Source organism: Streptomyces sp. SLBN-118 (genome assembly GCF_006715635.1).
Taxonomy (GTDB): Bacteria; Actinomycetota; Actinomycetes; order Streptomycetales; family Streptomycetaceae; genus Streptomyces.
Map to the genome: position 1 here is coordinate 2,869,155 of NZ_VFNP01000001.1, position 18,719 is coordinate 2,887,873.

An 18,719-nucleotide genomic window follows, 5' to 3' on the forward strand; every position below is an offset into this window, starting at 1 on the left:
AGCGCGTGCTCACTGTCGGTGACCAGTTCCCCACGTTCGAACTGACCGCCTGCGTCTCGCTGGAGAGCGGCAAGGAGTTCGAGGAGATCAACCACAAGTCCTACGAGGGCAAGTGGAAGGTCGTGTTCGCGTGGCCCAAGGACTTCACCTTCGTCTGCCCCACCGAGATCGCCGCCTTCGGCAAGCTTAACGAGGAGTTCGCCGACCGCGACGCCCAGATCCTCGGCTTCTCCGGCGACTCCGAGTTCGTCCACCACGCCTGGCGCAAGGACCACGCCGACCTGCGTGACCTGCCCTTCCCGATGATGGCCGACTCCAAGCACGAGCTGATGCGCGACCTCGGCATCGAGGGCGAGGACGGCTTCGCGCAGCGCGCCGTCTTCATCGTCGACCCGAACAACGAGATCCAGTTCACGATGGTCACCGCCGGTTCCGTCGGCCGTAACCCCAAGGAGGTCCTGCGGGTGCTGGACGCCCTGCAGACCGACGAGCTGTGCCCGTGCAACTGGACCAAGGGCGAGAACACCCTCGACCCGGTCGCGCTCCTGTCGGGCGAGTGACCGGGATGTCCCTCGACGACCTCAAGTCCGCGCTGCCGGACTACGCCAAGGACCTGAAGCTGAACCTCGGTTCGGTCATCGGCAACAGTGCGCTCCCTCAGCAGCAGCTCTGGGGCACCGTCCTGGCCTGCGCGATCGCCTCGCGCTCGCCGAAGGTGCTGCGCGAACTGGAGCCGGAGGCCAAGGCAAGCCTCTCCCCAGAGGCATACACCGCCGCCAAGTCGGCCGCTGCCGTCATGGCGATGAACAACGTCTTCTACCGGACCCGGCACCTGCTGTCGGACCCGGAGTACGGCACGCTGCGCGCCGGGCTGCGGATGAATGTCATCGGCAACCCGGGTGTGGAGAAGATCGACTTCGAGCTCTGGTCGCTCGCCGTCTCCGCGATCAACGGCTGCGGCCAGTGCCTCGACTCGCACGAGCAGGTGCTCCGTAAGGCCGGTGTGGACCGCGAGACGATCCAGGAGGCCTTCAAGATCGCCTCGGTGATCCAGGCGGTCGGTACGACGCTTGACGCGGAAGCCGTCATGGCCGAGTAGGACCGTGTACGAGGGGCGCCCCTGCCGGCTTGGAGTCGGCAGGGGCGTCTGTCGTTCGGGCCTTGTGGAGTGAGGAGTTGGCCCGCCGCCGGCGCCGAGGAGGACCAGACCTCGCCAGGTGAGCAGCGAAGGGGCGTCGGGGAAGTGATGGCTGTGCCCGTGCGCTACTCCTCCTGCGCCCCAGGAGTCACCGGCACCGGAGCAGGGGCGAGTTCGGTCGCCACGACACTGTGCTGCGGCTGCGCGGCCCGCAGCGTCTGCTCCTTGCTGTACGCGCGCAGGTAGCCGACGACCGTGTTGGTCACCGCCACCAGCGGCACCGCCACCACCGCGCCGCCGATGCCCGCGGTCATGCCGCCCGCCGCGACCGCGAGGACGACGGCGAGGGGATGGACCCGCACCGCCCGGCCCAGGATGAACGGCTGCAGTACATGGCCCTCGATCTGCTGCACGGCCAGCACGACGATCAGCACCATCAGCGCGGTGAACACGCCCTGGGTGACCAGTGCGACGACGACTGCCAGTGCTCCCGAGACGACCGCGCCGACGAGCGGGATGAAGGCGAAAAGGAAGATGAACACGGCCAGCGGGACGGCCATCGGGACATCGAGGAAGTAGATGCCGAGGCCGATGAAGATCGCGTCGATCAGCGCCACTATCACCGTGCCGCGCACATAGGCGGTCAGCGTGCGCCAGGCCCGCGGGCCGGCTCCGGCGACACCCTCGCGGGCCTGGGCCGGGACCAGCTTGAGCACCCATTGCCAGATGCGCTTGCCGTCGTACAGCAGGAAGAGCGTGGAGAACATCGCCAGCAGCATTCCGGTGAGGATCTCGACCATCACGGTCACACCCTGCAGACCGGCCGAGGTGATCTCCTCGGTGTTGGTCCCGATGGTGTCGCTGAGGTTCTTGGCTATGTCGTTGATCTGCTGCTCGGTGACATGGAAGGGGCTGTCGAGCAGCCAGCGCTTGAGCTCCTCGATACCGTCCCTGACCCGGTCGGAGAGATCGTCGAGGTTGTCCATGACCTGCCAGACCACGAACCAGCCGACCAGGCCCATGACGACGAAGCCGGCGACCGCGGTGACGGCGGTGGCCAGTCCGCGCGGCAGCCCCAGTCTCTTCAGCCTGGCCACGGTGGGCTGGAGCAGCGCAGTGACGAGCAGCGCGGCGACGAAGGCGAGGACGACCAGTTGCACGGCGCTGATGACGCGGATCAGCACCCAGAGCGTGCCTGCCAGTACGAGCAGCCGCCAGCCGGCCTCGGCGGCGACACGGATGCCCCACGGAATGGCCGCGACGGGATCGGGCCTCGCGGCTATGGCGGGGGCGTACGAGGGCGGTGGCGGGACGTTTCCCCGAGCGGACGGCACTGCCTCGGGCACGACGACATCAGGCACGACGAGGTCGGGCATGCCGTCCATGGCCGCCTCGGTGCGCCGCTCCTCCAGGTGCTCGCCGATCCGGGTCAGAGAGGCGCCCATACCGGCAAGCCATCCTGGCAGTCGTGACATGATCTTCTCTCTTCCCCCCACCACTCCCCCCGGAGCTGTTCCGACCGACGGTACACGCACGAAGCCCCCCACCGTATGACGGTGAGGGGCTCCGCGAAGTTGAGCGGCGGCCGGTACTAGTACCAGTTGTTGGCCTGCCAGAACGACCAGGCGCCGCAGGGGCTGCCGTAACGGTCGTTCATGTAGTTCAGGCCCCACTTGATCTGGGTGGCCGGGTTGGTCTGCCAGTCGGCGCCGGCCGAGGACATCTTCGAGCCGGGCAGTGCCTGGACGAGACCGTAGGCGCCGGAAGAGGCGTTCTGCGCCTGGTAGTTCCAGCTGGACTCGTGGTCCACGATGTTGCTGAAGCACTGGAACTGGTCACCGGGGACCATCTGTCGTGCGATCGCCTGGACCTCGGAGACCGAGTAGGAGCTCTTCGCGGAGAAGCTCGACGCGTCGCGCACGGCGCTGCGGCTGGCTCGTGCGGCCTTCTCCTCGGCCTCGCGCTCAGCCTGCTCCTCGGCGGCTTCCTTCTTCGCCTTGGCGGTCTTGGCGGCCTGGATGCGGGCGGCTTCCTCGGCAGACCTCTTCGCGGCCGCGTCGGCGGCAGCGGCCTGTGCGTCGGCCTGCTGCGTCAGGGACGAGACCTGAATCTGGGCCTGCTGGCCCACGGGTATGTCTGCGAGGAGAGTCGCATCGGCTGCCGTTGCCTCGAGGTTGTCGCTCGAGGGCTGGGCATTGCCCGATGCAACGCCCACGACGGCGCCGACGGTGGTGACCGCAGTGGCGGATGCCACGGCGAATCCCCGGACCGAGATCCGGCTCACACGGTGTCCTTCCAGCATCGCCCGCATAGGTGACCTCGCGAGCGCAATCGTGCCCCTGGCGCTGGCCTCCCCTTGCTTGGGTCACGGGAGGCGCGGGCCCGGTGGGCAACTCCCTTGCGGGAGAAGCCCATGATGCTCGCGGGCGGCATACGACGACAGATCTTGAGTTGTGTGGTGCGGTGCACCTGGTGGTGCTGGTGTGCCGTATGCGGGGCCTGACGGAAGCAAGACTCTGCCGGAAGCCGACGCCGCAAGGCAATTCTTCGTTACGTGTGAAAGGTCACATGCCGTTTGGGCCAGGGGCTTTGCAGAAACCGGCGGACAGCACGACGCCGCCCGGCTAAGCTCATGCGCTTTGCCGGGCGGCGTCAACTGCCGTACTGGCCCAACCACTTGCATTCGGTACTAAATGTGACCGTCCTCCAGCATTTCGGTCACAAGCGCCGCAATCTGGCTGCGCTCGGAGCGGGTGAGGGTGACATGCGCAAAGAGCGGATGGCCCTTCAACTTCTCGACGACGGCGACTACTCCGTCATATCGGCCTACGCGCAGATTGTCCCGTTGCGCCACGTCATGCGTGAGAACAACCCGGGAATTGGCCCCGATACGGGACAGAACAGTCAGCAGGACGTTCCGTTCCAGGGACTGCGCCTCGTCGACGATGACGAACGCGTCGTGCAGCGAGCGGCCCCGGATATGGGTGAGCGGCAGGACCTCGAGCATGCCGCGCCCCAGCACCTCCTCGATCACTTCACGGCCCGCCACTGCCGAGAGCGTGTCAAAGACGGCCTGCGCCCAGGGGCTCATCTTCTCGGCCTCGGTGCCGGGCAGATAGCCGAGCTCCTGCCCGCCCACGGCGTACAACGGCCGGAAGACCATCACCTTCTGATGCTGCCTGCGCTCCAGGACCGCCTCGAGACCTGCGCACAGCGCGAGCGCCGACTTTCCGGTGCCGGCCCGGCCGCCCAGCGAGACGATGCCGACGTCCGGGTCGAGGAGCAGATCGAGCGCGATGCGCTGCTCGGCGCTGCGGCCGTGGATGCCGAAGGCCTCCCGGTCACCGCGCACCAGCCGCACACTGCCCTCGGCCGATACCCGGCCCAGCGCCTTGCCCCGCTCGGACTGCAGGACGAGGCCCGTGTGGACGGGCAGTTCGGCCGCCTCGGGGACGTACAGCGTCTCCTCTCCGTACAGCAGGTCCACCTGTTCGGCGGAGAGCGGCAGTTCCTCCATACCGGTCCAGCCGGAGTCGGTGATGGCCAGTTCGGCGCGGTACTCCTCGGCCAGCAGGCCGACGGACGAGGCCTTGATACGCAGGGGCAGATCCTTGGAGACGACCGTGACGTCGTACCCCTCGGCCTGGAGGTTGCGCGCCACCGCCAGGATCCGTGAGTCGTTGTCCCCCAATCGGAAGCCGGCCGGAAGGACGCCGGGATCGGAGTGGTTGAGCTCGACACGGAGCGTGCCACCGAGGTCGCCCAAGGGAATGGGGGCGTCGAGACGTCCGTATCGGATTCGCACGTCGTCCAGCAGGCGCAGCGCCTGGCGGGCGAAGTATCCGAGTTCCGGATGGTGTCTCTTGGCCTCCAGCTCTGCGATGACCACGATCGGGAGCACGACTTCATGCTCGTCGAAGCGGGTCAGAGCTTTCGGGTCGGCCAGCAGAACGCTGGTGTCGAGAACGTAGGTGCGCCTGTCGGGCATGCGGCGCTTTGTGCTGGTCACCACGGAAGGACGTACCCCCTCGGATCAGGTCGGGGTGCGACTGCGACGGCGTCGCGGGGGGATGGGGCCGGGCTCGGGCGCCAATGCGCGGGCCGAACACCGGCCCTCGCCGTCGTCCGTACAGGTGCTGCACGGTCGTCCTGGTGCAAAGGGCCTCCCGGGTGAGCGGACTCCATGCCACTCACTCTGGAAGGGATATTCCCTCGAACACGCGCAGCCATGCCATGGCATATGACGGCGCATGGATGAACAGGGGGTAAAACAGCACCCACCCGGGTGTACGGGAGCCGTGGGAACCCCGTCAGGAGCCGTAGCGGCGGTGACGCGCCGCGTAGTCGCGCAACGCGCGCAGGAAGTCGACCTTACGGAAGGCCGGCCAGAAGACCTCGCAGAAGTAGTACTCCGAATGGGCGCTCTGCCAGAGCATGAATCCGGACAGACGCTGCTCGCCGCTGGTGCGGATGACCAGGTCGGGATCGGGCTGGCCACGGGTGTAGAGGTGCTCGGAGATGTGCTCGACGTCGACGATCTCGGCGAGTTCCTCGAAGCTCGTGCCCTTGTCGGCGTGCTCCAGCAGCAGGGAGCGGACGGCGTCCGCGATCTCCTGGCGGCCGCCGTAGCCGACGGCGACGTTCACCAGTATGCCGTCGATGCCCGTGGTCGCCTGCTCGGCTTCCTTCAGTACGGACTGGGTGCGGGCGGGCAACAGATCGAGCGTGCCCACGTGGTGGACGCGCCAGCGGCCGTCGGCGGCCAGGTCGCGGACTGTGTCCTCGATGATGCCGAGCAGCGGGATCAACTCGTCCTCGGGCCGGTCGAAGTTGTCCGTGGACAGCATCCACAGCGTGACGACCTCGACATCGGTCTCGTGGCACCAGCCGAGGAACTCGGAGATCTTGTCGGCCCCGGCCTTGTGGCCCTGCGCGGCGGTGCCGCCCGACGCCTTGGCCCAGCGGCGGTTGCCGTCGAGGATGACGCCGATGTGCTTGGGCACCTGGGCGTGGTCGAGGCGGCCTTCCACCCGGCGTGCGTAGAGCCCGTACACCAGGTCGCGCAAGTTCACTGAGTTCACCTCTCGGTTCTGTCGGGCGCACCAGCCCTTTGCGGGGTCCGGGGGCTTCGCGGCGCCGGCCGCGGAAGTCTCAGTCCCCGGGAGATGCTGCACAGTCCCTGACCCCCGTGTGCGGCAGCCCCGGAGCCGCCACAGTACTGCGCACGGGCCACGGCGGCCCAACCCGGTCTGTCACAAGTCCGTGATAAGGAGGGATGCGTGACTGATTCCCCTTCCTACCGCGCCTCGGCGGACCGCTACGAGTCGATGGAGTACCGGCGCAGTGGCCGCTCCGGGCTCAAACTGCCCGCGATCTCCCTCGGTCTCTGGCACAACTTCGGCGACGACCGCTCCCTTGACTCTCAGCGCGCGATTCTGCGCCGCGCCTTCGATCTGGGTGTGACACATGTCGACCTGGCGAACAATTACGGGCCGCCGCCCGGTTCGGCCGAGCTGAACTTCGGCAAGATCTTCGCACAGGACTTCGCCGCATACCGCGATGAATTGGTCATCTCGACCAAAGCTGGCTATCTGATGCACCCGGGACCCTATGGCGAGTGGGGTTCGCGCAAGTATCTGCTGTCCTCCCTCGACGCCTCCCTGAAGCGGATGGGTCTGGACTACGTCGACATCTTCTACTCCCACCGCTTCGACCCGGACACTCCGCTCGAGGAGACGATGGGCGCGCTGGCCTCCGCCGTGCGGCAGGGCAAGGCGCTGTACGCGGGCGTGTCCTCGTACAACGCGGAACAGACCGCCGAGGCGGCCGGACTGCTGAAGGACATGGGCATCCCGGCCCTCATCCACCAGCCCTCGTACTCCATGATCAACCGCTGGACCGAGGACGACGGCCTGCTCGACACGCTGGAGGACGCGGGCATGGGCTGCATCTCCTTCGCGCCTCTCGCGCAGGGGCTGCTCACCGGCAAGTACCTGAAAGGAATCCCGGAGGGCTCGCGGGCCACGCAGGGCAAGTCCCTGGACCCGAACCTGCTCTCCGACGAGGTCACCCGGCGGCTGCGCGGCCTGAACGACATCGCCGCCTCGCGCGGTCAGACGCTCGCCCAGCTGGCGCTGTCCTGGGTCCTGCGGGACCCGCGGATGACGTCGGCCCTGATCGGCGCCTCCAGCGTGCGGCAGCTGGAGGAGAACATCGCGGCGCTGGCCGGACAGCCGCTGAGCGCCGAGGAGTTGAAGGAGATCGACACCTTCGCCGTGGACACCGCGGGCACCAATATCTGGGCCGGACGGAGCTGAGGGAACGCCCGGGAGGCGGAGGAACATAAAACGGGCCGGTCCGTGGGGGGGATACGGACCGGCCCGAGGGGGGGTTTCCACCATAACCCTTCGTGAGCGGTGCCGAGTGCCACGCCATGCCCTCGCCACGCCGCTGATTTCGCGGGCACGGTGGGGCGCCCGCGGCCAGGGCCCGGAACACGGCCGCCGGCAGGCTCCGGGCCGCCCGCGGCTGTACCCCCCAATGGGGACCCTGTGACGGGCGCGGCGTTGACGCCATCGGCCCTACGGCCCGTCAGACAGCGTGTTCCTTGGCTTTGTTGGCGAGGATCTCGCCCATAAAGGTGTCGCAGTGGGCCGGGTCACGGTCGGCCCTCATGCCTGAGGCCCAGGAGGGCGGCCGTCATGACAGGGCGTGTCCCGTGGTGCTGTCGACATGCTCGGGGATCTCGCCCTCGTGCCGGTCGCCCGTCGTCCTCGTACCGGACGGCTCGAACATCAGGATCGAGCCGCCGGGCGACGAGGGCTTGTGCTCGGTCCCCTTCGGGACGACGAAGGTGTCGCCCTTGTGGAGCTCGACGGTGGACTCGGTACCGTCGGCGGCACGCAGGGCGATGTCGAAACGCCCGTCGAGTACGAGGAAGAACTCGTCGGTGTCCTCGTGGACGTGCCAGACGTGCTCTCCGGCAGTGTGGGCGATCCGTACGTCGTAGTCGTTCATACGGGCGACGACGCGGGGGCTGTAGACCTCGTCGAATGAGGCGAGAGCTTCGGTGAGGTTGACCGGCTTGAAGTCCATACGGTCGATACTGCGCCATGTGCGGGGCCGGTTCTACGGCATTGCCGCCAGGGCTCCGAGCAGTACTCCCGCCAGCGCGCCCACAATCATGAACGGCCCGAAGGGGATCGCGGTCTTGCGGCTCGCGCGGCGCACGGCCATGAGGACCAGCCCGTACAGGGAACCCAGCACAAAGCCCGCGAAAGCTCCCGCGAAGAGGACCGCCCAGCCGTACCAGCCCAGAACGACGCCGAGCGAGAGGGCGAGCTTGACGTCGCCGAAGCCCATGCCGTTCGGGTGGATCAGGAACAGCACGAAGTAGGCGGCGCCGAGGACGAGCCCGCCGAGCAGCGCGCCGGGCCAGGAGCCGCCCTCGCCCGGGAGCAGCTCTGCGAGTCCGAGAAGCGCCCCGGCCGCCGCGGCGAGCGGCAGGGTCAGCTGGTCGGGCAGGCGGTGGACGGCTCGGTCGACGAGGGCCAGCAGTACGGCGAAGGGCGTGAGCAGGAGCCAGACGGCCAGCTCGGGGCGGGCCCCGGTGGCGGCGGCGAGGGCGGCGCACACGAGGGCGGTGGTGAGCGGGACCAGCGGCTGCGGGCGGGAGGCGGGCGCGCCCTCGGCTTCCGCTGTGCCCGGTGCCGTGCGGGCCGGCACGGCCGTGGCACAGGCCCCGCATCGCGACCGGCCGATCCAACCCCGCCCGGGCCCGGTGAACGGGTGCCCCGCGGCGCAGGCGACGCGCCACGCCTCCTCCGGCTCGACGGAGAGCCGGTACGCGGCGCGCGGCAGGAACAGCCCGGCGCCCGCGCCCCACAGGGCGGCGACAGCGATCAGCGTGGCGTACACAGCAGCGAGCGTAGGCCGGGATGGGCGGGCCGGTCATGGGCCCAGGGGCCCACTGCTGCCGGTTCGGGGCCCAGTGGGCGCGCCCGGCGCTACGGTCTACGACCATGAGTGGACGGCGTCAATGGCACAACGGCACAGGGACGTTGACCGTGAGCGGGCACGAAAGCGGTGTCCCGGTGGAAATCGCGGCCACCTACGGACCGCGGCGGCGCGGGCTGCTGGGGCGGGACGGTATCGACGGCGCGATCCTGCTGACACCGTGCAACAGCGTGCACACCTTCCGAATGCGCTTCACGATCGACGTGGCGTACCTGGACAAGGAGTTGAGAGTCGTCGGCGTCCACACCATGAAGCGGGGACGGCTCGGCCTCCCGCGGCTTCGGGCCCGGCATGTGCTGGAGGCGGAGGCCGGGGCGATGGCGGGATGGGGACTGGTCCCGGGCGCAGTGGTGACGATCACCTGAGCTTCGCCAGCTGGGCGGTGAGCAGGACGGGCGGGATCCGCGGGGTCGTGGGACCCTCCAAGTTCGCGGTGTAGTACGTCGCGAGCGTGCCGCCGGAGCGTACGACCGCGAAGACCAGAGGCACGGGATCGCCCTCGAAGTCACCGGTGACCTGATAGGCGAACGCGTCGTCGCCGACCTTGGCGACGGGCAGCGCCTTCACGCTCCTGTACGTCGAAGGACCCTCCCCGCCGCTCGCAGCGAAGCCGCCCTTGCACGCCTCGACCGCGGTACGCAACCGGCTGAGCACGGTCGCCGCGCCCTGTGCCCCGTGGGCGGTGAGGAACTCGGAGACGGAGGGCCGGCCGTCCTTGGCCCCGGTGAGCAGGCGGTAGGCGGAGGCATGGGCGAGCGGCTCGGGCTTGCCGTTGATGACGGCGGTGAGCGGGGCGCACTCGGGCTTGTCGGCACTCTCGCCCGGGGACGGTGGGGTGCCCAACGGGCCGACGTTGAAGCCGGGAGCGTCGCCCCTGGCGAGGATGGCCTGTTCCAACTCGGCCCCGGAGAGGTCCTTTTGGGAAGTGGTGGCGGACGGCGGGGCGGGTGCGTGCGGAGTCGGTGCCCGGGTGGTGGGCGTTGCGGGCGCGTTCTCCTTCTTCGGCTGCTGCTGTGCCGCAGTGTCGTCCTCGCCGCCGCAGCCGGCCGTGAGCCCCACGGCAAGCGCAAGCGCTGCTGCCGCCACTGCCGTGCGCCGCTGCCTCATTCGTGCCCACCCCGTCCGCTGTCCCGTCCGTTGTCCCGTCCGCTGTCAGGGTCCGGTCGCCGCACGCTAACAGCGGTGTTCACGCCCCCGCATGGGCCCGCGGACCCAAATGGCCGCCCGGCTAAGGCCTGCGGCTCGGCGCAGCCCGGAGTCCGGGCCAGCGGTCGAGCATGGCCCGCCGCATGCCCGCGCCGAGCCTCCCGAGGCCGCCGAGCGCTTCGCTGCCGCCGCTCATCCGGGCCACCACCCCCAGCCGGTGCACCAGCCGCTCCCGAGCGCTCACCGTCCCCCACTTCCAGTCCTCGTCCATGACCCGGGCCAACTGGTCGACGGTCCCGCGCTCCGCGCGCTGAACCAGCGCGTCGCCCCGGATCAGCCAGCCCGCACAGGCGTCGGCGAGATCACCCTCGACATCCGTGCCCGTCGCCTCCCGCCAGGTCGTGCGATATGCCGCCTCGGCCTGCGCGAGCAGTGGTTCTGGGGCGGCGGTCACGCACCAGCAGGTGGGGAAGCCGATCCGCAGATACGCCAGTTCCATCAGCGCATTTCCGAGGCATGCCTGCTCGAAGTCGACGAAGCGAATGCCGTCCTCGGTGTGCAGGTCGTTGCCAGGGCACGGGTCGCCGTGCAGCAGGGCACGCGGCCCGTCCAATACGGCCAGCCTGTCCAGGAGTCGGCTCAGCTCGTCCTCGACCCCGTCCGGGGCCGGGACCCCGAGCGTGTCGGCGAATCCCAGAAACGACACGGTGTCCTTCGCGTCGGGCCCGGCCCACGGCGGGAGCTCCGCGCCGCCCGCGTCGACGCCCGCCGCATGCAGCCGGGCGAGCGCTGTCGCGTACCGGACCTCCCATCCTGCGCGTGGCTTGCTGTGCTCCACGTACTCCAGCACCAGTACGCGCTCGTCGGCGTCCGTGCCCAACAGCCCGGGCACAACGGACGGTTGAGCCGGTGCGGCGAGCCGAAGCGCGGCCACCTCGCGCGCATAGCACTCATCGGCGCCCGGGCCGGCGACGAGCTGCTTGACGACGGCCGTGCGCCCGTCGAGCGTGACGCGCCACACCGCGGACCGCGGGCTGCTCTCCAGCAGCCGGGCGCTCCGCGGCACGCCCAGTTCGTCACGAAGCCTGGCGCCGAAAGGCACTCTCACGTCTGCTCCCCCGTTGCGGCTTCCTTCTCCGCGCCCGTCCCGTCGTAGATTTTCCTGGCTTTCCCCACGGCCCCTGGACTGTTCGCGAACCGCGGCTTCCGAGTCATCGCCGCCGCAACGGATCATTCACCACGGCTGCTTCCTCCGAGGGACACTTCCACGGTCTCGATGCCCGCCTCTTCGCCCGCGTACAGCTCCCGCCAGCGCTGCTCGTCGGCCACATTGCCAATCCTGATGCCGAACGTCCAGGTCGGGTCCAGGAAAAGCGTGTGACGTCCCTCGAAGTCGAGGGCGAGACATTTCAGGTTCTCCGCGGCCTGATACGCCCGCAGCTCCACGCAGCGCAGAGTGTCTCTGCCGTCGCCGAAGAGCTGTTCGCCGTACGAGGCCACGACGATCTCGTCCTCGGCCACCGCCAGCAACTCGACATCGTCCCAACCGACCTGAGGCACGCGCGCGACGGCCAGCCGGTCGTACTGCCCAGCCGACCGGAACCTCAGCAGTCCGCTGTCGAGCCTCAGCCAGACGACCAGGGGCTGCGGCCGGAACTCGGGGACGTCACCGTCCCGGTCGATCCAGCCCGGGACGAGGACGTCATACACCTGGCGGTCCCTGAGCGCTTCCTCGACCGTGCCCCAGCCGCCCATTGCCCACACGCCTTTCGCTCCGGTGAAGCCCGCTCGCCCCAGTTCGCACAGGTCGCCCACGTCCCGACCGCCCAGGACCGCCCTAACCTGCCTTCGGCGGCACCTTCTTGGTGATCTGGATCGCCGTGTCGAGCCCGGTTCCGCTCTCGAGCGCCGTCCAGAAGTCGCCGTTCTCCCTGAGGATGATGGTCACACCCTTGCCACGGTAGATCATTCCCTCGGGCTCGCCCTTCTTCAACGTGCCCTTTCCGACCAGTTCGAAGGTGCCGTCCTTGATGGCGTTCTGGATGTCCTGGCGGAACCGCGGACCGTCCTCCTTCAGCTTCTTGTACGTGGTGCCCAGGGCGTCCTCGATGAGCTTCTTGTGGCGCTGGAAGTGGCTCCTGAACTTGCTCGGATCGCCTTCGCCCACCGTGGGATTGCGGGCGGCGGTGATCTCGTCCGCCGACAGGCAGTCGCCGTCGTTGTTGTGCACGAGGGCACTCTCGGCGCCGACGCCGACGTAGTAGGTGTGGATGCCCTCGATCGTCAGGTCGTGCGTGGTCTGACGCTGGGTGTAGCGGGAGACCGCGGCCACCTTCAGAGTCCGGCCGGACGGCATTCTCAGCCCGTCGCCCGGAACGATCTCTCCGGCGTCCGCCCAGCGGCCATGGCCGGTCAGCCAGAAGGGATGGGTGTCCGTCGCCGTCAGCACGGCGGGACCGCCGCTCGTCCGCACCTTGAGGCGGGTGAAGTCCTTGTCGTCGTACGTCGTGATGGTGCCCGTCACCCGGCGTACCGTGGTCAGCCCGCTGACGGGGTCGGTGACGGTGACCTTCGTGCCGACGGACACGGTCTCGATCGGAATCCGCCGCCCGTCGGCCAACAGGACGGGAGTGCCGGGCGGGAAACTGTGGACGGGACACGAGGGCGGCTTGTCCTTGTCCTTCGGTTTGCCCTTCTTCTCCGCGTCGAGCTTCTTCCTGGCGTCGGCGAGCTCCTTCTCCGCCTCCTTCACCCGCTTGCGGTTCTTGATGAGCCCCTTGAGCGCGTCGTACAGATCCCCGCCGTGCTTCTTGAGCCTTCTGACGAGCTCGACGGCCTTCTTCCACTTCCAGGGCGCGCCGTACTTCGCGGCAAGCTTCCCGACCGCCCCGCCGATCAGGCTGAGCAGCACATTGACCAGGGTCTCGGTGCAGGCGCCCATGTCGCCCTCGGTGATGCAGTCGAGCGCATCGGTGATACCGAGTTCGTCGGCGAGGATCTTCGCGAGCTCCTTGGCGGCCTCGATGGCCTTGTCCTGATCGGAATTCTCGGCGGTCTGGGCGTCCTGGAGCTCTTTGAGGGCCTTCTCGTAGTCGATCTGGGTCTGGGTCTTCTGGCCGGTGCCGGGGGTGTCGGGGTCGCCGGTTCCGTCGTCGGGGTCGCCGGTTCCGTCGTCGGCGGCCTGCGGGTCTCCCCCGCCATCAACGCCACAACTGCCGCCGACCGCCTGGCAGATCCTGTTCCCGATGGCCTTGCCCACCTCGGGCACACCACCCGTAGCCACCAGCGCGCCGATGATGGCGATCACCACCACGACCAGACCGATGTACTCCACCGCGGTCTGCCCCGACTGCGACTTCCTCAGCCCGAGCGCCCTGGCATCGGTGCGCGGCAACAGCGCACGCATCCGCCGGCGAAGCTGACGCACTACCCCCATACGCGACATGCACACGACGCTAATGCGCCATGCCCGCGCAGTCGTGGGCCCCGGGACCCAATGTCGGGCTCAGCTCGGCCCGGGGCGCGAAGTGGGCCCTGCTGCACGGTGATTGCGGCAGAGCCCACTGGGCTTGATACGGGGGATCGCCCCCGGACTTAAGGTTTTTCCTGGCCGGCCTAGGACGCAGTGCCCCGCGGGAAGGAGACCTCCACACGCCGGTTCTTCCGTCGGTTCTCCTCGGAGTTGTTCTCGGCGATCGGGAACTGTTCGCCGTATCCCCGGATCTCGTAGCTGATGCCCAGGGCGGCGAGTTCCTGAGAGAGCACGCCGTGCACCGCGGCGGCGCGCTGCTTGGACAGCACATCACCGTGCTCGGCCGAACCCAGGTCGTCCGTGAAGCCGAACACCCGCACTTTCTTGGCGCTCTGCTTCTTGATCTCCTCGGCAATCGCCTTGATACGGGAATTGGCTTCGCTGCTCAGCGTTGCGCTGTCCTTGCCGAACAGGACCTCGGCCTGCAGGCTGAACCTGACCTCGGAATTCGAGTCCTCGCGCTGCTCACTGCCCGCCTCGTCGCCGACGACCTGCTTGATTTCCAGAACCTTCGCAGCGGCGAGCGTCGCACCGTCGACCATCTTGAGGTCGGGGTCGCTGACGTCGATCTTCCCCTCGTACACGGACTTCGCTTTGGGACGCGGTCCGTCGTCAGCTCCTGCCGACGGAACGGCAACAACGGTGAGAGCGAGGGCAATGGAGCCGATGAACACGGCCCGGCCGCGCACGAATCCTGTACTGACTCGCATGCGTCACTCGCTTCCGAGCCGAAGCGTCACGGACTGGAAGGTCGGCAGCGAGAACGTCATCTGGTTCACGGTCTCAGGGGGCGCCGGGAACTGCATGAAGATCGGAGTCGACGACTTTGCCTTGACGCTGCTGACTGTGGTGACCAGCGGCCGGTTCTCGGTGTCACGCAGGACGTAGTAGCGCTTCTTCTCCTTGGCATCCACCAGGGTAGCTCCGGCCAATGAGCCACCGCCGACCGCCGAATTGACCTCAAGCTCGGAACCGGACCAGTCGGATGTGTGGTTGAAGTCGTTGTCCGTGGTGTTCCGCATGTTCCCCTGGACCGTCACAAACCCGCCGGAGTCCCGGACGGCAGCGGTGATGTCCAGCTCCATCCCGTCTTCCCCCTTGAGCGTCGTCAGGACCTTGCCCGGTCCTGGATTCGCGCTTCCGGGATTCCCCTTGTTCCCCTGATCGACAGCGCCCCCGTTGTCAGGAGCGGACGACTGATCGGCGTTGGAAGGCTTGTCGGGTTTATCGCCGTCGCTGCCGCACGCGGTGAGCGTGAAGGTCAGCGCAACCGCCGCGCTGACGGCCGCCGCCGCCCTGCGCGCCCCTGAGATCTGCCGCATGCTCATCACTGCGATTCCTCTGCTAGTTGTCACTCGGTCAGTTCGCGTCGATCAGACGGACGGTGAAGAGATCAGCCAGGTCGGGCACGCTACCGAGGTCGTCCGGGTCGATCAACGAGCCCAGGCCGTCGCAATCCAGCTTCGCTCCGATGAGCGAACATTTCGGCACGACGACACCCCTGGCCTCTGCCTCGCCCTTCTTGTCCGCAGTACCCGGGATCACCGAATCACCGATAGTTTTCTTGGTTTCGACTCTGACCGTGAAACCCCAGTACTCCCCGTAGTAGGTACGGCAACTGGACCTGTCCGAGTCATTCTTCTGCGCGTATTCACCAGCGGCCTGGCATGCCGTGACGGAATCGAACCCTCTTCCGAGAATGAGGTCCGCCCAGTTGTCCGGCAGCTTCGGTCCGAGCAGTTCGTCGACGATCTGATTCCGCGCATCCCGGGCTGCGGCCAGCGCGGCGGCGTCGGCAGCACCCTGGGCGCCATTTCGCTGGTCGTCGTACTCGCCGACCACGAAATACGCGAATGCGAGGAAGAGCAGGCCCGCCACCACCGTGATGTAGATGGGGAAAGCCTGCCCTGCCTCGCGTTGCCCGCTGTGCGATCGGACGATCAGCCCGCCTTGCCGGAGGTGCCGATCACGTCCTTGATCTTGTTGCCGATCTCCTTGCCGATGTCCCCCTTCATGGTCACCACGATCGCGATGATCGCGATGACCGCCACCAGCATGCCGATGTACTCGACCGAGGTCTGACCCCTGTCGGCCCTGCGGCTCATCCGCTCGATCGCGGTGTTCCTCCAGCCGCTCACACGAAGCTGCGTCGCAACCGCCGCCTTGAGCGCGATGTCCTTCGACATGGTGTTCCCCTCCCGGTCCGGCCGGCCGCACACCGGCCGGTTCGCAAGTCGCCTGTGTGCCTTCCGCGCAACCGGCTTCCTCCTGGCCGGTGCCGCTTTCGACACGAAGAACGTACGACGTTCCGGTGGTCTCCGCAGAGGGTCCCAGGGCCCAATCCGAGGCCCAAAGGGAGTGATGGGCCTGCCCGTTCGGAAGATGGGCCGAGCAGTCCGCAGCGCGCATCGCCGTACCGTCAGCCATGACCCGCCGCCCCCCTCGGCGTACGGCCCCCGGCGTGGCCATGCGCGGTGCCGAGCCATATCGCGATGGCCTCACTGCGGCTGGTGCTGTGCAGTTTGGCGAAGATGCGGTTGATGTGGTTCTTGACCGTCTTCTCACTGATGAAGCAGGTGGCGGCGATCTGCTGATTGGTCATGCCGGACGCGATCAGATCCATCACCTCCACCTCCCTCGAACTCAGCCCGAACTCCGTCTTGGACGACTGTCCCACATTCGGTTGCATACGCGAAGTGTCGTGCTGCGGCTGCAACGAGTTCGATACATAAGAGTCGTCCTGATGCCCGAAGTTGGACGTCTGGCGTGGATCGGTTTGCGGCACGGGACCATGTGCAGTCGCACCTTGAGGGGCCGCGCCGTTGGTGAACACCTGTCCCAGCCCGTCCGGAAGCGGTCGGTGCCCGGCCGGCGCGGGCCCGCCCCGCACATGGGCGAGCAGTGCGTTGGCCGCGGTGGCCGTGAAGGGGGCCCTGCCCTGCCTGATGCCCCGTACCGCGTCGACGAGTTGCTCCGCGGTGAACTCTCCGTGGACCAGGTAGCCGCCCGCCCCCAGGCGCAGCGCCTCCCGCACGATCTCACTCTCGCGGCTGTACGTGAGCATCATCACCGGGGCGATCCGCACCAGATGCGGCAACGCCGAGATGCCGTCGACGCCCGGCATCCTCACGTCCAGCAGAACGACGTCGGGACGGTGTCGCTGCGCGGCCTCACAGGCCTCGCGCCCGTCGGCTGCCTCGGCGACCACCGCGATGTCCTCGCGGCCGGAGAGCAGCACGTGGAGCCCGGCCCGTACGACGGGGTTGTCATCGGCGACCACGACCCTCAGCGGTGTCGGGGTCACCGGTGGGGGGAGGGCGGGGAGCCCTCCGGATGCCGCGGCCGGCGGGGGAAGTGGTACCTGTGCGGGTGTGTGCTCGGAGCGGATGGGTGTGCTGTGCGAGGACGTGTGCTGGGACACGTGCGACGACGGCAGTTGCTGTCCTGATGTGTACGCCGAGTCGTCCGGCATGGTGCGGCCTCCTTTCAGTGCGTGGAGGGACTGAGGTCGGTGGGGACTGGCTGGTGCGTGAGCGGCGGGTGTACGGCCGCGGGTAGGCCACTGGGCGACAGTGCGTTGACCGGGATTTCGAGGCGGACTTCGGTTCCCTTCGTCGCCCGCCCGCGTCCGATGCGGATACGGGCGCCGATTCCGGCTGCGCGCTCGACCATGCCGACGAGTCCGAAGTGGCTCGCCTTTCTGAGGTCGTCGAGCGATGTGCCCGGCGGCAGGCCGCACCCGTCGTCGTAGATGCTGATGCGCAGCGCTCTGTCGACGACACCCACGGACACATCGATGCAGGTGGGGCGGGCATGACGGTGGGCGTTCTCCATCGCCTCGGAGGCGATGGTCAATAAGTGCCGCGCGACGGCGTGCGGGACTTCGGGTACGGGCAGGTCGCCCAGCGTGCGCCAGGTGGTGCGCATCCCGGTCCGCCGGGCGAAGTCGTCGGTACGGGCGGAGAGTTCGGCGGCCACGTCGACGCCTGCCGCTTCGATGTCGCTCTGGCGGCGCAGGTCGGAGAGCAGTTCACGGGATTCGGCGGCTGCACGGCGGGCGGATCTGGCGACCACTTCCGACTGGTGTTTGACGGTGAGTGGGTCCATGCGGTCGGCCGAGGATGCCAGACCGTCTGCGGCCATCGCCACACCGTGCAGGGTCTTGGCGACGGAGTCGTGCATCTCGCGTGCCAGACGGGCACGTTCGCCTTGGACGGCTTCGGTCACCGCGAGCCGCGAGCGTACGTCGCTGAGGGCCTGCGTCGCTGTGCCGAAGCCGAGCATCAACTGGCGCAGGCTGACTCCGACGGCACCCAGTACGGCGCACAGGCCGGGCAGAAGCGTGGAGCCGGCGATCGAGACGTGGAGTTCGCTGTTGGCGGCGTATGCGGCGAAGATGATCAGGATGGTCAGTGCGGCGAAGACGCCGGCGCCTCGCCATCCGTAGACCAGGCCGGCCAGCAGTGGCGTACAGATGGTGACATAGCTCAGGGGGCTGGCCGGGGTGGCGGTGATCAGCAGCAGCGCGCCGAAGAAGGCGTCGATGCCGAGCAGCCAGGGATGCCGCAGCAGCAGCGGGCCGAAGCGCTCCCAGTCGCGGAAGAGTACGTACGAGCCCATGAAGGTGGCCAGGATCGCGATGCCGACGAGGAGGGTGGGCCAGCCGGATGCCGCGCCCACGACGGCGAAGGGGGTGGCCAGTGCGATCATCGCCAGCCGGAATCCGAAGACCTGGCGGCACATGGCCTGGAGCGCGCTCAGTTGAATCTTGAGCGCGGGCTCGGCGGGAACGGCAACCTCGGAGGCGACGCCGAGCAGGCCGTCCGCCCTCAGAGTGCCGGCCGGTCCGGTCGGCACGTGGTGCAGTGCCATGGAGCTTTCCCCCTT

The 18,719-nt window shown here is 68.2% G+C and carries 20 protein-coding genes; 4 read left to right on the forward strand and 16 right to left on the reverse strand.

The genetic code is table 11. The annotated features are described in order from the left end of the window. The first annotated feature begins 5 nt into the window (after positions 1-5). Both FBY35_RS12840 and FBY35_RS12845 read left to right on the forward strand, forming a co-directional pair. Entirely contained in the window at positions 6-560 is a 555-nt protein-coding gene (locus FBY35_RS12840; protein WP_142213930.1) for a peroxiredoxin, read from the forward strand. A gap of 5 nt (positions 561-565) precedes the next feature. After that, positions 566-1,099, forward strand: a complete 534-nt coding sequence (locus tag FBY35_RS12845) for an alkyl hydroperoxide reductase (protein ID WP_142215038.1) — start codon at positions 566-568, stop codon at positions 1,097-1,099. A 164-nt stretch (positions 1,100-1,263) separates the two neighbouring features. Here the strand turns inward: FBY35_RS12845 and FBY35_RS12850 are convergent, their stop codons facing one another. The 4 genes from FBY35_RS12850 to FBY35_RS12865 all read right to left on the reverse strand — a co-directional run bounded on the left by FBY35_RS12850 (position 1,264) and on the right by FBY35_RS12865 (position 6,210). Next, on the reverse strand, positions 1,264-2,613 hold the full coding sequence (locus FBY35_RS12850; protein ID WP_142213931.1) for an AI-2E family transporter: 1,350 nt from the start codon (positions 2,611-2,613) through the stop codon (positions 1,264-1,266). A gap of 116 nt (positions 2,614-2,729) precedes the next feature. Beyond that, on the reverse strand, positions 2,730-3,422 hold the full coding sequence (locus FBY35_RS12855) for a transglycosylase SLT domain-containing protein (protein WP_142213932.1): 693 nt from the start codon (positions 3,420-3,422) through the stop codon (positions 2,730-2,732). A 405-nt stretch (positions 3,423-3,827) separates the two neighbouring features. Next, positions 3,828-5,150, reverse strand: coding sequence for a PhoH family protein (locus FBY35_RS12860; RefSeq protein ID WP_142213933.1), 1,323 nt, complete (start codon positions 5,148-5,150; stop codon positions 3,828-3,830). 298 nt (positions 5,151-5,448) lie between these two features. Further along, entirely contained in the window at positions 5,449-6,210 is a 762-nt protein-coding gene (locus FBY35_RS12865; protein WP_142213934.1) for an isoprenyl transferase, read from the reverse strand. A gap of 207 nt (positions 6,211-6,417) precedes the next feature. Here FBY35_RS12865 and mgrA point away from each other — a divergent pair, with 207 nt between their 5' ends. Then, positions 6,418-7,455 carry an L-glyceraldehyde 3-phosphate reductase gene (mgrA, locus tag FBY35_RS12870; RefSeq protein ID WP_142213935.1) on the forward strand — a complete coding sequence of 346 codons (1,038 nt, stop codon included), beginning with the start codon at positions 6,418-6,420 and terminating at the stop codon, positions 7,453-7,455. Between the two features lie 382 nt (positions 7,456-7,837). Here mgrA and FBY35_RS12875 read toward each other — a convergent pair whose 3' ends face one another. Both FBY35_RS12875 and FBY35_RS12880 read right to left on the reverse strand, forming a co-directional pair. After that, entirely contained in the window at positions 7,838-8,233 is a 396-nt protein-coding gene (locus FBY35_RS12875; protein WP_142213936.1) for a cupin domain-containing protein, read from the reverse strand. 33 nt (positions 8,234-8,266) lie between these two features. After that, positions 8,267-9,055, reverse strand: a complete 789-nt coding sequence (locus FBY35_RS12880; protein WP_142213937.1) for an A24 family peptidase — start codon at positions 9,053-9,055, stop codon at positions 8,267-8,269. Between the two features lie 104 nt (positions 9,056-9,159). Here FBY35_RS12880 and FBY35_RS12885 point away from each other — a divergent pair, with 104 nt between their 5' ends. Further along, positions 9,160-9,519: a DUF192 domain-containing protein gene (locus FBY35_RS12885; protein WP_142213938.1), complete on the forward strand. Its 360-nt coding sequence runs from the start codon at positions 9,160-9,162 to the stop codon at positions 9,517-9,519. On the opposite strand, the gene FBY35_RS12890 is transcribed toward FBY35_RS12885, so the two are convergent. The 10 genes from FBY35_RS12890 to FBY35_RS12935 all read right to left on the reverse strand — a co-directional run bounded on the left by FBY35_RS12890 (position 9,512) and on the right by FBY35_RS12935 (position 18,704). Then, positions 9,512-10,261 carry a hypothetical protein gene (locus FBY35_RS12890; RefSeq protein ID WP_142213939.1) on the reverse strand — a complete coding sequence of 250 codons (750 nt, stop codon included), beginning with the start codon at positions 10,259-10,261 and terminating at the stop codon, positions 9,512-9,514. The genes FBY35_RS12885 and FBY35_RS12890 overlap by 8 nt on opposite strands. A gap of 121 nt (positions 10,262-10,382) precedes the next feature. Further along, positions 10,383-11,408 carry an aminoglycoside phosphotransferase family protein gene (locus FBY35_RS12895; protein ID WP_260848600.1) on the reverse strand — a complete coding sequence of 342 codons (1,026 nt, stop codon included), beginning with the start codon at positions 11,406-11,408 and terminating at the stop codon, positions 10,383-10,385. A gap of 122 nt (positions 11,409-11,530) precedes the next feature. Continuing rightward, positions 11,531-12,115 carry a hypothetical protein gene (locus tag FBY35_RS12900; RefSeq protein ID WP_142213941.1) on the reverse strand — a complete coding sequence of 195 codons (585 nt, stop codon included), beginning with the start codon at positions 12,113-12,115 and terminating at the stop codon, positions 11,531-11,533. A gap of 22 nt (positions 12,116-12,137) precedes the next feature. Next, positions 12,138-13,745 carry a Hint domain-containing protein gene (locus FBY35_RS12905; RefSeq protein WP_142213942.1) on the reverse strand — a complete coding sequence of 536 codons (1,608 nt, stop codon included), beginning with the start codon at positions 13,743-13,745 and terminating at the stop codon, positions 12,138-12,140. A 170-nt stretch (positions 13,746-13,915) separates the two neighbouring features. Further along, on the reverse strand, positions 13,916-14,542 hold the full coding sequence (locus FBY35_RS12910) for an OmpA family protein (protein ID WP_142213943.1): 627 nt from the start codon (positions 14,540-14,542) through the stop codon (positions 13,916-13,918). A 3-nt stretch (positions 14,543-14,545) separates the two neighbouring features. Then, on the reverse strand, positions 14,546-15,160 hold the full coding sequence (locus tag FBY35_RS12915) for a hypothetical protein (RefSeq protein WP_142213944.1): 615 nt from the start codon (positions 15,158-15,160) through the stop codon (positions 14,546-14,548). Positions 15,161-15,191: 31 nt separating this feature from the next. Then, entirely contained in the window at positions 15,192-15,710 is a 519-nt protein-coding gene (locus tag FBY35_RS12920) for a pilus assembly protein TadG-related protein (RefSeq protein ID WP_399208251.1), read from the reverse strand. A 62-nt stretch (positions 15,711-15,772) separates the two neighbouring features. Beyond that, positions 15,773-16,018: a hypothetical protein gene (locus FBY35_RS12925; RefSeq protein ID WP_142213945.1), complete on the reverse strand. Its 246-nt coding sequence runs from the start codon at positions 16,016-16,018 to the stop codon at positions 15,773-15,775. A 233-nt stretch (positions 16,019-16,251) separates the two neighbouring features. Continuing rightward, positions 16,252-17,304 (reverse strand): response regulator transcription factor, encoded by a 1,053-nt coding sequence (locus tag FBY35_RS12930; RefSeq protein ID WP_142213946.1) that lies wholly within the window; start codon positions 17,302-17,304, stop codon positions 16,252-16,254. Between the two features lie 14 nt (positions 17,305-17,318). Beyond that, positions 17,319-18,704: a sensor histidine kinase gene (locus tag FBY35_RS12935; RefSeq protein WP_142213947.1), complete on the reverse strand. Its 1,386-nt coding sequence runs from the start codon at positions 18,702-18,704 to the stop codon at positions 17,319-17,321. Between the last annotated feature and the right edge of the window lie 15 nt (positions 18,705-18,719).